At 68.7% G+C, this 13,619-nt stretch carries 12 protein-coding genes and 2 pseudogenes; 2 read left to right on the top strand and 12 right to left on the bottom strand.

Annotation, left to right across the window (positions count from 1 at the left end; genetic code table 11):
• Positions 1-130: 130 nt before the first annotated feature.
• The 6 genes from DDE13_RS20240 to DDE13_RS20215 are packed head-to-tail and all read right to left on the bottom strand — an operon-like array spanning position 131 to position 8,529.
• Positions 131-856, bottom strand: coding sequence for a hypothetical protein (locus DDE13_RS20240; RefSeq protein ID WP_111406040.1), 726 nt, complete (start codon positions 854-856; stop codon positions 131-133).
• Positions 853-4,392 (bottom strand): phage tail protein, encoded by a 3,540-nt coding sequence (locus DDE13_RS20235; RefSeq protein WP_111406039.1) that lies wholly within the window; start codon positions 4,390-4,392, stop codon positions 853-855. Before DDE13_RS20235 ends, DDE13_RS20240 begins: the two co-directional genes overlap by 4 nt.
• Positions 4,392-4,829: a C40 family peptidase gene (locus tag DDE13_RS20230; protein WP_111406038.1), complete on the bottom strand. Its 438-nt coding sequence runs from the start codon at positions 4,827-4,829 to the stop codon at positions 4,392-4,394. The genes DDE13_RS20235 and DDE13_RS20230 overlap by 1 nt, the downstream gene beginning before the upstream one ends.
• Before the next feature lies 1 nt (position 4,830).
• Positions 4,831-5,691, bottom strand: coding sequence for a DUF2163 domain-containing protein (locus tag DDE13_RS20225; RefSeq protein WP_111406037.1), 861 nt, complete (start codon positions 5,689-5,691; stop codon positions 4,831-4,833).
• On the bottom strand, positions 5,688-6,287 hold the full coding sequence (locus DDE13_RS20220) for a DUF2460 domain-containing protein (RefSeq protein WP_111406036.1): 600 nt from the start codon (positions 6,285-6,287) through the stop codon (positions 5,688-5,690). The genes DDE13_RS20225 and DDE13_RS20220 overlap by 4 nt, the downstream gene beginning before the upstream one ends.
• A gap of 58 nt (positions 6,288-6,345) precedes the next feature.
• Complete coding sequence (locus DDE13_RS20215) at positions 6,346-8,529, bottom strand: phage tail tape measure C-terminal domain-containing protein (RefSeq protein WP_111406035.1); 2,184 nt, start codon at positions 8,527-8,529, stop codon at positions 6,346-6,348.
• Positions 8,530-8,599: 70 nt separating this feature from the next.
• Here DDE13_RS20215 and DDE13_RS20210 point away from each other — a divergent pair, with 70 nt between their 5' ends.
• Together DDE13_RS20210 and DDE13_RS20205 are read left to right on the top strand one after the other, a co-directional pair.
• On the top strand, positions 8,600-8,812 hold the full coding sequence (locus DDE13_RS20210) for an AbrB/MazE/SpoVT family DNA-binding domain-containing protein (RefSeq protein WP_111406041.1): 213 nt from the start codon (positions 8,600-8,602) through the stop codon (positions 8,810-8,812).
• Positions 8,812-9,192, top strand: a complete 381-nt coding sequence (locus DDE13_RS20205) for a type II toxin-antitoxin system VapC family toxin (RefSeq protein WP_111406034.1) — start codon at positions 8,812-8,814, stop codon at positions 9,190-9,192. The genes DDE13_RS20210 and DDE13_RS20205 overlap by 1 nt, the downstream gene beginning before the upstream one ends.
• Here DDE13_RS20205 and DDE13_RS20200 read toward each other — a convergent pair.
• The 6 genes and pseudogenes from DDE13_RS20200 to DDE13_RS20175 all read right to left on the bottom strand — a co-directional run.
• Positions 9,182-9,355 carry a DUF7697 family protein gene (locus DDE13_RS20200; protein WP_235868791.1) on the bottom strand — a complete coding sequence of 58 codons (174 nt, stop codon included), beginning with the start codon at positions 9,353-9,355 and terminating at the stop codon, positions 9,182-9,184. The two genes, DDE13_RS20205 and DDE13_RS20200, sit on opposite strands and share 11 nt — an antisense overlap.
• Before the next feature lie 68 nt (positions 9,356-9,423).
• Positions 9,424-9,861 carry a hypothetical protein gene (locus DDE13_RS20195; protein ID WP_111406032.1) on the bottom strand — a complete coding sequence of 146 codons (438 nt, stop codon included), beginning with the start codon at positions 9,859-9,861 and terminating at the stop codon, positions 9,424-9,426.
• Between the two features lie 2 nt (positions 9,862-9,863).
• Positions 9,864-10,805, bottom strand: a complete 942-nt coding sequence (locus tag DDE13_RS20190) for a phage tail tube protein (protein ID WP_111406031.1) — start codon at positions 10,803-10,805, stop codon at positions 9,864-9,866.
• A gap of 66 nt (positions 10,806-10,871) precedes the next feature.
• A pseudogene (locus tag DDE13_RS20185) lies at positions 10,872-11,105 on the bottom strand (ParB/Srx family N-terminal domain-containing protein); the annotation flags it as partial.
• Between the two features lie 542 nt (positions 11,106-11,647).
• Positions 11,648-12,799: a DUF4145 domain-containing protein gene (locus DDE13_RS20180; protein WP_162631126.1), complete on the bottom strand. Its 1,152-nt coding sequence runs from the start codon at positions 12,797-12,799 to the stop codon at positions 11,648-11,650.
• An 8-nt stretch (positions 12,800-12,807) separates the two neighbouring features.
• Positions 12,808-13,560 (bottom strand): annotated as a pseudogene (locus DDE13_RS20175) (tyrosine-type recombinase/integrase); the annotation flags it as partial.
• Positions 13,561-13,619: the final 59 nt, after the last annotated feature.

Here is a 13,619-nt window from a genome sequence, read left to right as displayed (position 1 = left end):
GCGCCGAACACCCCGTCGCCGGCGTCGAAGCGGAAGGCGAGCCCGTCGGTCCAGGTGAAGGGCGGTTCGGGCGGCGTGGGCGCCGTGCCTATGTCGCCCGCGCCAAGAAGGCTGGTGAACAGCAGGGCCATCAGGCGATCTCCCCGGCCAGGGTGACGGCGATGCCGGCGATGGCCGTGTCGGGCACGGCCGGGGCCACGAAGCGGATGACCTGCCCGGGCGCGATGGCGACGGTGCTGCTGCCGCCGGTGGCGAAGGCCGCGGTGCCATCCGTGGCCAGCGTGATGGTTGCGACCTGCTCCCCATCCTGTGTCACGCGGATCTCGAAGGCCGCGGCGGGGGGTGTGTCCACATGGGCGTGCGCCCCGGCGAGATCGGGCGGCAGGGTGATGGCGCGGGGGATGACGACCTTGCCGAGGACGGCGTCGGCGGCGGGTGTGTCGCCCGCGACCATGCCGAAGTCATAGACCTGCGCCGCCGCGGTACCGCTGCCGATGGGCGACACGCCCGATCCCGAAGAATGCACCAGCACCTGCGCCCCGGCCGGGACGTCCACTGCAGCGCCGGTCTCATTGTCCACCGTCGCGATCTGGCCGGTCGTGTTGGCGATCGCGAGGATGCGCATCACGCCCGGCAGCCGGAGCACGAACGACTCCCCCGGTGTTCCGGTGAGCAAGAGCCGCACATGGCGCTGCGCCTGTGTGACGGACACGGCGATCGTGCCCCCGGCCGTGCAATCCACGTCGAGGGTCGCGGTGATGGCCAGATCGAGCGCGCTGACGGCGTCGTTGATGGTCACCTCCTTCTGGTTCTGGGCGGCGGCCACGTGGGGGACGAAGAGATTGGGACTGGTCATGGGGTGATCTCCAGGGTGGTGGTGCGCGGCAGGCCACGGCCGACGGCCTCGCTGATCTGGCAGAGGCTGACGGAGAGCGTCGCGGGGGCGCTGCCGAAGTCTGCCGCGATCTGGGCGGAAGGATAGAGAACGGACGGGATATCGCTGGTGAGCGTCCGCAGCACCGTGCCGCCCGGCCCGTCGAGGATATCCAGCTCGTAGGCCTCCGCCGCCTCGGCCAGCGGCACGGTCCCGGTGTCATCGCGCAGATCGCCGCCGAGGCGCGTGCGCCGGACCCAGCTGAGCGCGATACCGTCGGCCACTGTGACGGCCCGCAGATGCACCGGCGCGTAGGGCATGAGATCGCGCCCGGTATGGGTGCGGGTGAGGATGGGGGCGTCCTCGAACCGCTCGCTGGAGCCCACGGCGCGCCAGTGCCGGGGCTGGCCCAGATCGCCCAGCGGCAGGAGGCTCGTGGCGATGGTGTCGGGCTCCAGCAAGAGGAACGCCGCGCCCGCGGGGTGGCCGGTGGCGAACACGTCTGTGCCGCGCCGTCCGCGGAGAAAGCCGCGCAGGCGGTAGGCGTCGCCGCCCAGCGGCTCCACCTCGCGAAACTGGAGGATCTCCGGCGTGCCGTCCGGCCCCAGCACCAGCGCCGCGTTGGCCCCGTCCAGCAGCGCGGCCTGCGTGACGCTCTCCAGCCGATCCCCGCCGGTGGTCATGGCCACCTGCAGGGTATTCTCGTCGTCCGTGGCGAACACCGCCCGCGGTGCCGCGAGCGCCGTCTGCGTCACACCATGGGCGACCTCGGTCCGGCTGCGCGTGACGAAGCCCCAGTTGACCCGGTCGCTGCTCCGGAAGAGCGCCGCCCCGGGCCATGTGTCGGTGCCGTAGCCGCCCATGAACGCATGCAGCCGCGACAGCGCGCCCGCGGGCGCATCGACGTCGCGCAGGAGCGGCAGGTCGGGCAGATACGCCTGCGTCTCGGGCGCGCCATCAAGACTGGCCGTTGGCCGGCCCTGGCCGCCATCGGCCTCGCGGCTGATGTCGTAGCTCGCGGGCTCCTGCGACACCGCCTGGATCGACAGGGTGAAGTCGGCGCCCAGATCGACCCGCTCGATCCGCGCGCGGAAGGTGCTGCCCGAGGGGAGGGTCAGGTCCACGACGTCGGTGGGCTCGAGGGCGAGGTAATCGGACGGCAGACGCGCCTCGTAGCCGCTGCGCTCGGTCCAGGCGGCATAGAGCGCGCGCGCAGCGATGGAGCGTGCGGTGGCGGGCCCCATGGCGATCGGCAGCTCGACCGTGACCTGGTGGCGCGAGGCCATGGTGGGGGCGGCGCGCTGTTCGGACTGCGCGCCCTGCTGGTAATCGGCGCCGGCGTCCATGTGAATGACGCTGACGCGGGCGGGCAACTCGACCTCCTGCGCGCGGCGCTCGCGCCAGGTCTCGCCGACATCGTTCATGCCGCTACCGCCGGAACCACCGCCACCACCGCCGTCCCGCAGCGGGATCAGCAGTGTGGGATCGAGGCTGCGCGTGGACGGCCGCCCGCGCTTGCGGAACACCAGCCGGTCGTCGCTTTCCACGCCGTCGAAGAAGCAGGCCCGCGCCAGTGGCTCTATGGCGCCGCGCACGCTGCCCTGCCGGGCAAGCACGAAGCCCGGCACCGCGTCGGTCAACTCGCCCACGCCGATATCGTCGGGCGCCAATCCTGCGCGCGCGCAGAGGTCCGTCACGATGGTGCCAAGCGGTGCGGCAACACCGCCGATGCGACCCAGCAGCAACCGGCTGAAGCCCCCGGCGGGGTCATAGGCCAGCATGCTGTCGGTGACGCCGTCATAGACCTGCGCGCCGCCCAGCCCCGCGGCCCCGTTCATCCAGCCGCTGGCGTCGCTGGTGATGGCCCCGCTGCGCAGGTCGAGCCGGATGACGCGCCAGGTGCCGCCGCCGGCCGAGGTCTCCCTTGCCATGGCGAAGCCGTCGCCGGTCAGCCGCGCGGTGGTCACGGCCTGGCGGTTGGCAAACCCGCTCGGCCAGATCGGCACGGCGGTGCGCCAGAGGATGCCCAGTCCGGGGCGCCACTTGACCACGTATTGCCGGCTGGAGAAGTCCGCGCCATCGACCCCGCACCAGAACACCAGCCCGCCATCGGTGGGGTCAAAGTTCAGCCCGCCGAAGTCGCCCACGTTGAGATTGAAGATTCCCCCCGCGAACCCGGTGGCGGCGGGATCGATGTCCTGCGGGGTGATCTCGGCCGCAACGCGCCGGGTCACGTCCCCGGGAATGCCGGAGTACGACGGGCTGACGGAGATGCGGTGCAGCTGTGCGAGACCGGTGCTGCCGGTCAGCGCCCAGCCTTCGCCCTCGACCCCGCCGGTCAGCGCGGCGATGCGCATGCCGATGTCGTTCTCGTGCCACACATGGCCCATGTCCCAGGTGCTCAGCAGCCCCAGATGGGACGGGCCGAGACCGTTCGCCGTCAGCAGGTACCGCGCGCCGTACTGTTCGATCATCGCCATGCGCGTCGTGATCGCGAAGCGGGTCGGGCTTTTGCTCAGCGCGCTGCTGTAGCTGCCGAAGCGCCCGGTCTCGCGCAGGGCATCCGGGTCGATGCGCAGGATGGGCAGGGCATTGCCGGACCCCGCGGTGCAGTAGAGCGCGCCGTCGGTCCCGCAGAAGAGGCAGTCGAACCCCGTGCCGTTCACCCCGCTGTCGCTGGCGAGCACGTCTTGCTGCACGACCTGCCGGTCCTCCACCATGCTGCGGGCGTTGAACCGGCGCAGCCCGCCGCCGCTGCCGGCTGCGAGGAACCCGCGCCCGCGGCGCCAGTCCACCGCCAGTTCGGTGCCGAGGAACCCGCTCACGGGTCCGGCGGCGCGTTGGAGCGGCTCGACCGGGTACTGCGGTTGGGCGCGCCAGGCGATCTCGGCGGTGATGTTGGGGATGCGGTTGCCGTAGTCGCCCAGCGCGAAGTCTTCGAACACCAGCAGCACCAGCCCGCGATGGGCGGGCACGTTGCCGGCACCCTGCGTGGCCTCGATCAGCGGGTCGGGCAGCTGGTCCTCGGTGCCCGGATGGAACCGCATCCGGTACCCCGGCCGGGCCACCTGCGTACCGGCGCCCGACAGCCCCGTGCGGTCGTAGATCAGCTTGCCATCGGCCCAGATGCGCAGAACCGCGTCGGCGGGGCCTTCGCCGAAGGCGAGCGCGAAGCTGGCCGCATAGCTGTATTCCGTGACGGTGCCGCCGCGCCCGCCGCCGCCCTTGCCGCTGCGGCCCACGCGGCGCGTGGTGCTGTCCTCCACAAGGCCGCTCGACCAGATCATGTTGCCGCCCATGCGCAGGGTGCCATAGCCGATCGGGATGGGCGCGCCGTAGGCCGAGGAGCTGACCGCGAGGTCCGACAGCCGCGGCCCCTCCTGGTCCGGTGCGGCGCTGCGGCCCGGTGCAAAGAGCGCCTGACCCACGACGGAGCCCAGCAGCCAGCCCGCCTGCCAGCCGAGCCCGAGCGCGGTGCTGCCGAGCGCGCCCGCACCGGCGACAGCAAGAACAGCCATCAGAGGTCCTCCATCAACTGGGGAAAGCGGAAGGCGAAGCGCAGCTTGTCGGCCCATTCGCCGGCGAAGGGTTCCTCCAGCACCCGCCCACGCAGGGCATGGGCGTGCACGAGATGCGCTACGCCCCGATGGGTGGTCATCAGCCCGGTGTGGCAGGGGTAGGCGGTCTCGACGAAGACCGGCACGTCGCCGGAGCGCAGGTCCCGCGGGGCGATCTCCGTCAGATGCGCGTGGAAATGGTCGAGAAATCCCATCCCCTCGGCGCGGCGGGTGTAGCCGGCCACGTCGTGATGGGGCAGCGCCATCCCGCGGGCGATCACGATCAGCAGGCCGACGCAGTCGAGCCCGTCCGCGTCGCGCCCCTGGTGGCGAAACGGCGTGCCCAGCCAGCGGCGCGCCTCGGCGATCAGGAGGTCGGGGGTGAGTGTCTGTGTCATGTCAGGTCGCATCGGGGTACTGCATGGCGGCGTCGAGGCCGGGGACGTACGGCTCGCCGCGGAAGTTCAGGACGTTCCCGAACGTGTCGCGGCAGGTGGCGAGGCGCTTGTCGCAGCCGGGGGAGACGGTGAAAGTATGGCCCACCTTCGCCGCGTAGCCGGGCGGGAGATACAGCGACAGGCGTCCGGCTGCGGCATCCCAACCGCGGACTTCGGTCGCGCGCCCCGCGTTCGGCCCGCTGGTCCAGGTCAGTACGCCACCATCGAACCAGCCGCTGGGCCGTCCGGGGCCGGACGTGATCGCCACCAGAAACTGCGCGCGATCCTCGAGCACGGTGATCTCGCCCGCCTGCGTCAGCGCCGCGAGGTTCACCTTGCAGCGCGCGTCCCCGAGATCGGCCCGGCAGTCGGGGCTGTGCAGCTGGCCGATCTGCTGCTGCAGCGCCTGGGTCAGCCCGCGCAGCTCGGTGCGGAACATGCCCGTTTCCGTCAGCAGCACCTCGCCCAGCCATCCCCGACGCAGGCGCAGCACGCCCATCGCGGGGTCCGCCCAGTTCACGAGAAAGATGCGTACCTCGGCATGATCGAAGAGCCCCGCGCGCATGTCGGTCTCGGTGATCGCGTCGTCATCGAAGAGACCCGCCACATCCACGTTGTCCACCGACAGGGCGGCGTCCGACGACAGCGCCGTGCGCGCGTAGCCGAGGCTCGCGCGATACACCTGACCATCCACCGTGATATCGCGGTCATGGTCGGTGAAGCGGAAGGCCGCACCGTCCCGCCGTGTGATGGCCCAGCAGGTGGCGAGCGTGGTGACGGGACCGCGCAGATGGGCGGCGAGTTGGGGCGTGGTCGACTTCATGGCCGGATCTCCAGGATGGGGATCTGCTGCCAGCTGCCGCGCGCGTAACTGTCGAGCGCGAGCGCCATCAGATCGGTGTCGAAGCGCACGGGAACGTCGAATTCCAGATCGGCCGTGATCGCGGTGCCGGCGGCAGGCGGAGTGGTGAACGTCACGAGACCGGTGGTCGCGTCGACGGTGACGCCGCTGACCGGCGCGCCATCGGCCCGCACCGTGACGCTGCCCGCGACGGGCTTGGTGATATCCCGCACAACCTCCACGGGCCCCGAGGCGTAGGTCTTCACGAGCTGGAACGTGGTCTGCGTCCCATCCGCGAACCCCAGCACGGCCCCGGTCGCCCGGTAGTCGGTCCAGTCCTTGAAGCGGAACCCGTAGGCCCGGCCCTGCCGCGCGCGGAAGAAGGCGATGAGCGTCTCGAGATCGGCCCGCTCGCGCACGCCGCTGCCCACGTCCCAGCGCCCGCGCGGCAGGGCCCAGTTGGCATTGCGCCGCTCGAACCCGGCCGCGGTGGTGATGACGGTCGTGTCGTAGCCCGGCCCGCCCGTCGCCCCGCGGGCGATGGCATCGGGAAAGCGCACCTCGTGGAAGCCGGTCATGGTGTCGGTCCTGTGGTCGTTGTGTTGTTCGAGCGGGCCGGGCGTGGTCCGCGCCGCGTCACGTATTGCGCCCGGCACGGGTCATGGCGCGGCGCGCATCGGCCATGATCTGGCCCTGCGACAGCCGGAACGAGCCCGCGTCCGGCGTCGTGATGTTGAACACGACATGAACAGGGCGGTCGGACGCGTTGCCGCCACCGCGCTCCTCTCGCCCCATGGCCCGCAACTGCGCCCGCGACAGCACCATCTCGCCCCGCTGCAGGATCGCCGGGACCTCGTCAGGTCGCAGGCCCGCCATGCCGCCGCTGTGATAGCGTGGGGCCATGGCTAGTGCGGCGGCGGGCATCATCCGCGCTGCCCCGGTCTCGCCAACGACCCCGCCGCTGTGGAACAGGCCCGCCAGCAGCCCACCGCCACCTGCCGCACCGCCGAACGCTCCGCCCAGCGCCGTTGCAAGCGGGCCGAGGATGGCGGATTGCACGGCGATCCGGGTGATGTCGGCCAGCATGGCATCCGCGAGCCCCGCGAAGTCGAGCTTGCCCTTGGCGACGAAGGCCACGAGCGCGTCCTCGGCGCCCTTGAAGGCCGAGACGAGTGCCGCGCCGATCGTGCGTCCCGTCTCGCGCGCCTTTGTGGCATAGTCGCCGAGCGCTGCCGTCACTGCCTGCCAGCCGTTCAGGGCCTCGTCCGCGCCCTCTGCGGTGTCCGTCCCGGCCTGCTTTCCGGCTGCTCCTGCACCCTTTGCGGCCATCTCTGCTTGTTCGAGAGCCTCCGTCACACGGTCGGCCCCCACGGCGGCAGCCTCCAGCGCGCCATCATCGCCGGTCTCGGGGCCAGTCATGGCAGCCCGTAGCGCGTCCATGGCGTCGCGCACCCCGTCGAACGCCGACCCTCGCGTGCCCGCCGCGCGTTCGCGGAAACGGTCCGCCATGGTGCCCCGGTTGCCCGCGGCGTTCTCCAGCATCGACGCATAGGCCTGCGCGCCGACGGCATCGATCCGGGTGTCTGACCCGACCCGCTCCGCCACGGCGTTGAAGCCCGGTGCGATCTGGCCGAGGAAATCTGCCCATTTGCCAGACAGGAAGGCCATCAGCCGCGACCAGACGCCCTCGATATCGGCCCCCATGGCGCGGAAGTCGTCGAGGAAGGACGCAAGCGTGGCGCTGATCCCGTCCCAGACGGCGCGCGCGACATCGCCCACCAGCCCCAGCGCCGCGCCGAAACTGCCCGCGCCAGACACGAGCTTCCCGAACTGGAACACCAACTCGCCCGCGCCGACGATCAGCGCGCCGATGCCGGTGCGGATCAGCGCGCCGCGCAGCAGGACGAGGGCCGTGGCGAGCCCGCGCACCGACAGCGCCGCAGCCGCGAGGCCCGCCACCCAGCGGCTGGCCATGAACGCAGCGAAGGTCCCCGCGATGCTGGCCAGCCGCCCGATGTTGTCGAACAGCCCCCGGATCGCCATGCCCAGTGGTCCGGTGGTGCTGGCGACGGTTGCCATGGCCTCCGCGACAGCCTCCAGCGCCGGGGCCGCGGCCACGGCCAGCTGGTTCGACAGACCCCGCCAGACCAGCCCCAGCCGCGAGAGCGCATCGTTCGTGCGCTCGATCTGGTCCGCGTCCTGTTCCGACACCACCACCCCGAACGCCAGTACATCTGCTGTTGCCTGGCGCAGCGTCGCGGTATCGATGCGCGACATGGCGATGGAGCCTTCCTCGCCGAAGAGCTGTCCTGCCACGGCCGCGCGCTCGGCGGCCGGTACGAAGTTCTCGATCGCCGCGTTGATCGCCCCGACACGTTCGTCGAGCGGCAGCGCGATCAGGTCGGTGGCTGAGAGCCCCAGCCGGTCCAGTGCATCGGCGGCAGGTCCGGTCTCGGAGGCCGCTTGGCTCAACCGCCGCGTCAGGTCCTTTGTCGCCTGCTCGATCCCGGACATGGACACGCCCGCCAGCTCTCCCGCGCGTTCCAGCGTCTGCAGCGAGGCGACCGTGGTCCCCAGCGATTGCGCGAGCTTGGCCTGCGCGTCCACCGTCTGCAGCCCGGAGCGGACCATGGCCACACCCGCCGCCGAAGCCACGCGGACCCGGCGCGAGAACGCCGCCAGACGCGCATTCGCCGCCTCCATCTCCCGGCTGAGCCGCCCGAAGCCGCGCTTGCCGGCCTCACCGACGCCCTCCAGCTCGGCGCGCACCTGACGGCCGCCGACGGCCGCGAGGCGGACGCTGACGCGCTTCTCTGTCATGGGAATGTTCCTTGAACCGGATGCCTGCGCGTCTTACGCTTGGTGCATCGATAGATGGAGAGTAATGAACATGGCCGAGACCGCGACCCTGTCCTCGAAATTCCAGATCTCGATCCCCAAGGCGATCCGCGCGGCACAGCATTGGGAGGCCGGGCTGACCTTCGCCTTTATCCCCAAGGGCACAGGTGTGCTGCTGGTGCCCGTTCCGAAGCGAGAGGCCCTGCAGGGCCTCGCGAAAGGAGCGAACCCGGATGACCATCGGGACCGCACGGATCGCGCCTGATGGTTCTGGTCGACACCTCGGCGTGGATCGAGTGGCTGATCGGGTCCGCCACGGGTGAGATCGTGACCGGGCATCTGCCAGAGCAGGTGGACTGGCTGGTGCCGACCATGGTGCAGCTCGAGCTCGCGAAATGGCTGACCCGCGAGGTCGGCGAGGACAAGGCCGACCAGGTGATAGCCTTCACGCAGGTCTGCCAAGTCGTCCCGCTCGACACCGAGATCGCGCTAGCAGCCGCAGACGCATTCCGGGAGCATAAACTGGCCACTGCCGATGCCATCATCTTCGCGACGGCCCGCGCGCAGGACGCCACCTTGCTGACCTGCGACGCGCATTTCGAGGGGCTGCCGAACGTCACGCTGGTCGAAAAGGTCAGGGACTGATCCCCGATCCGCCACTAGCGGCAAGTTCCGCGTTCACCTGACCGACCATCACCGCCTCGATCCCGGGCAGCAGTTCGGCCATGGCAAGGGGCGGCACGCCGAGCGCGGTGCCCAGTGCAAGGGCCGCCGTCAGATCCCAGCCGATGACGGCTTTGGGGAGCACGCGCAGCTGGCCACCGAGGCGACCGACCAGGTCCCAGACCTGCCAGCCCTCGTGGGTGCGCGGTTGGTTCAGCCGCGCGGGGCAGTCCGGGCACGTTCCTTCGCAGGCCTCGCAGTAGCGCGCGCCCCCGCCGAATTCCCACGCGGCGAGGGCGCTGAGCCGTTTTTTTCCTGCTCCAGCAGCAGGCCCTTGGAGACATAAGTCAGCTGGAAGGCCTCGAAGATCGGCCAGACGTCGAGAAGCGCGTCGATGGCCTCGGGGCTCGGCTCTATCGACTGGCCGTCGGCATCTCCTACGCCCTCCCAGGCGAGCACCGCCCGCCGTGCGAGCGCCTTGGCGAAGGCGACCGCGCGCTCCTCGTCGCTGGCAGCGCCCGGCAGGTTCTCCACCTCCGGGTCGCTGCGCGTGGCCACCATCAGCGCGGTGGTCAGCGGGCGCAGCTGCACCCGCACGCCGGGTGCCAGCTCGTGCCAGCGCGGGTCATTGGTCAGATCAAGCGTGAGCATTGTCAGTAAGTCTCGCGTGTGTTGATGAGAGTGGCGGTGCACATGCGCCCCTCATTGGGGTCCAGTGCGGCTTGCCAGTCGAAACTGGCCTGCACGCCCTGAGGTCCGGAAATCTCCACCCGCGGGCGCGGCAGGTAGACGGCGTGCACGGTGAAGGTGAAGCTTTCGCCTCCGGGCAGGGTGTAGGCGAAGACCATCTCGCAGGGATCGCCCGCGAGGGCCTGGTCGACCAGCGTCTGGTCGGCGAAACGCACCTCGATGCGGCCTGTGAGCGCCGCAATGCTCGGGTCAGCACCGTCGATGCGGCCGTCCGCGCGGATCGTCTCCACCCGGTCGAGATTGTTGGCGTAGGTGATCTCGGCCGAGACCACGTTGCCGAGTGCTGTGCCGTTGCGCGAAATCGACCCGTTGAAATGACCGAAGCGCTGCAGAGCGATGTCCGCCAGCGTGCCCGCGGCGGAGTTGGTCGCCACCGTCTCGCCCTGCGCCACCAGCCGCGCCGTGGCGGTCAGCAGCCCCGAGCGCTGCATCTGCCAGCTGATCTGGTCGAGCACGCAGCCGGAATATATTGCGTAGCGTGGCACCTCGGGCATGCCGGTCTCGATCGACATGCTGGGCAACGTCCATGACCCGGACTGGAATTCGTGGGTGTACGGCGCCTCCGTGCCGGTGGTCACCGGATCGCCGAACGCCGCCTTCAGCCAGAAGCCGAACGCCTCGGCATCGAGGGGCACGACGACATCGCCATCGGCCGTCACCGCGTCCTTGATCGGCGCCAGCGGATCGCGGCCGTAGCCCAAGAGCTCCGAGTTCAGCAGCGGCTGTTCGGCCCCCAGCGACGTGCTGGCGAACGGCATCTGCGTGAAACCGCTCGCGGGCGGCGTGCCATAGGTCGTCTCGAACGCAAGCGCCATCCGCGCCCGCGCCCCCTGGGCCCGTGCCATGGTCATCTCCTGTTGTTTGGTGGGTCAGTTCAGCGGGTCGGCTGTCGAATAATGCAGGACCACTGGGATCACCGGCACGTCGCGCAGCCCCAGCATGGTGGCCGCCAGCACCCGGCCGTGACCGGCGATCAGCTCGCCATCGTCAGCGACCATGCAGGGCACGGTCCAGCCGAACTTGGCCATGCTGGCGGCGATCTTCGCGACCTGGTCGTCGCCGTGCTGCTTGGCGTTGCGGGCATAGGGGCGCAACCGGTCGATCGACCAGGTCTCGATCTGGCTCGGCGCGAAGACGAGGTCCATGGGCGGCTCCGGGATGCGGGCAGGGCGGACACGCGAAAGCGCGCCGCGGGACGGGTCAGCGGCGGGATCGGTATCGGCGATGTTTGGAGAAACGAAACCGCCCGCGAAAACTTTTTCGGGGCGCACTTCTTCGATGATGTAGGGGTAGGCAATGGGGCCTCCCCTGTCAATCGCTTTTTTTGCTTGGAATCAATGCGTTCTGGGCGTTTCGATGAAATGGCCCTGTTCCGTGGTTTCGGAGGGTGGCTTCTGCGGCCACTGGCTTGCCAGAAACTGGCCCAAGTGGATTCCGAGGTGGAATCCACTTGGCCAGCCGGGCAATCGCGCAAGTCGCTGATATAGAGTCATAAATCAGTGTCGTTCTGCCAGGGTAGATTCCAGGTGGATTCCCCGGTGAAAAGGCCAGACGCTGGCAAACTTGCGCGCTAAGCCCCCCCGTATACGGATCGGCCCCGGAAGGAACCATGAGAGGGGGCCCTCGATTAATTTGATATAGTAGCTTTAATGTGCCGCCTAACAGAGTAAACGCAGGGATGGAACACTCAAACTGCATAGGGGCGTCCATTCGTGGCAAAGACAAACGAAACAACAAAGCCGTCCCCCCAAAGCTCTGAATTAGCTGGCCACGAAAAACCCTTCGAATAGCGCTCAGCCTGATCGACTGCCGCAGAAACGTTTTTCCGATACCGTTTGGCCTCGACGATGCCGACGCAAGTTTCTCCGACGAAGAGCGCGTAGTCAGCTGGGCCGAACTGTGTAGGCCATTCCGCAATCGCCATGTGGCGACCTTTTGCGGGCCTCGTACCTTTGCCATAGCGCAAATCAACACTGTGGGCTTCCCAGCCCCGATCTCGCAGTTTCTGGTCAATCAGGGCGCGGGTGGCCTGTTCGTCCAGGTCGATTACTCTAGCCGCTTCGTTGGCGGCTGTCACGAAGGACATCTTGGCGGCAGGCGCTTGCCGTTGTGCTTGCTCCACGAAATTGCGCAGTTGACGATCTGCATCCTGCGCGAGGGCTTCCCAAGTTTTCCTTTCCTCTTGCTCTCTTAGGTGCCGCGCTTCAGCGGATTCCGCAGCCAAGTGTGCTTCCCGATGGGCTTCCTCTGCCTTTTGGGCTGCGCTCAATGCCTCGTTGCGCTCGGCGCGAAGGCGCTCAAGTTCTTGTTGGAGTTCTATGTTCGGGTTTTGTGGCGACGAAGGCGGCAGGAACGGCCCTGCTACAAAGTCTTTTTCGGCGGTGCTTGTCCGGACATGCCAGACCCCGAGTTGGACGGCCATTTTCAAGCTTGCCAACGCCTCTCGGTGATTGCCTGCGCAATCGTGGACAGCGGCATTACCCAGTTTCCGAATGTGGTGCAGCACATCCAGAACCCGATCAGGGGCTGACCGTTCGTATTGGAGGCGGCGCAATACATCAGCTTGGGTTTCACCATCCTGCACATCACTTCCGACAAGAGCAGCATGTCGCCGTGTCAATCGCTCGCCAAATTGGCGCAGCTTAATCAAGCTCGTGCTTGGATCATCCTGAAAATAGCTCTCTGCGAGCCTGCCAAGGTTGGCGAGCTCACGGTCCAAACGGTCGAGGAACTCAAAGTTACTATGGCGCTGATCCATTGGGCAATTTTTGCGCGAGCAGGTGTGAAAAAGCAACTCGTCTCGGTCGTGCCAGAACACGATTCCCAAGGCTACTGCCAAGGCCGCGCCCTCGGCATGGTGGTCGCCGAGGGCTTGGACCAGATCGCATAGTCGAGGTTGAACTGCTCGAACCGGGCGGTTCGGACCTCGCCCACGCGGGCGCCCGTCAGCATGCATAGCCGGATGATCCCCGCGGCGCGCTGATCCTCGGCGGCGTCCAGTGCGGCGGCGAGGCGGGTCAGCTCCTCCGGCGACAGGAACCGTTCGCGTGCCGTCTCGAGGCGCCGGTGGAACCCCTGCGCGGGATTGTCGGTGCGCCAGCCCCAGTCGATGGCCAGCGTGAACATCTTGCGCAGGACCTCGCCCATGCGGTTCGCACGCACCGGCGTGGGCTTGTGGCCCTGCAGCTTGCGCGCGCGGTTGTTGGGGCGCGCCTTGCTGGGCCGCGGCCGACCCTCGGCGACGATATCGAGGAACTTCGCCACGTCGGTCTTGGTGATGTCGGTCACCAGCCGGTTGCCCCACGCGGGCTCCAGCATCTTGCGCAGCATTGAAACCTGATCGGCGGCATTGGTCGGGGAAAGTTTGGGCAGGTGCTCTCGGATGTAGCGGTCGATCATGTCGCTGATCCGGGGTGCGGCGCGCAGGTCTTCCTTGGCCGCCAGCGGATCGTGCCCTTCGTCGATCATGCGGCGCAGTTCCTTGGCGCGTTCCCGGGCTGCGGTCACGGTCCACTCCGGCCAGCGCCCGATGGTCATGCGCCGCTGCCGGCCGGCGTAACGGTAATCCAGCGTGAAGGCGCGCATGCCTGAGCTCTGTAGTTCGCCCTGAACAATTCCTAACCTACTGATTCTCAGCGCAGATCACGCTGGAGCGCTGG

Source organism: Meridianimarinicoccus zhengii, from assembly GCF_003254465.1.
GTDB lineage: Bacteria > Pseudomonadota > Alphaproteobacteria > Rhodobacterales > Rhodobacteraceae > Meridianimarinicoccus > Meridianimarinicoccus zhengii.
Note: the sequence above shows the minus strand (reverse complement) of the source record. Positions and strands in the feature narration are given on the sequence as shown.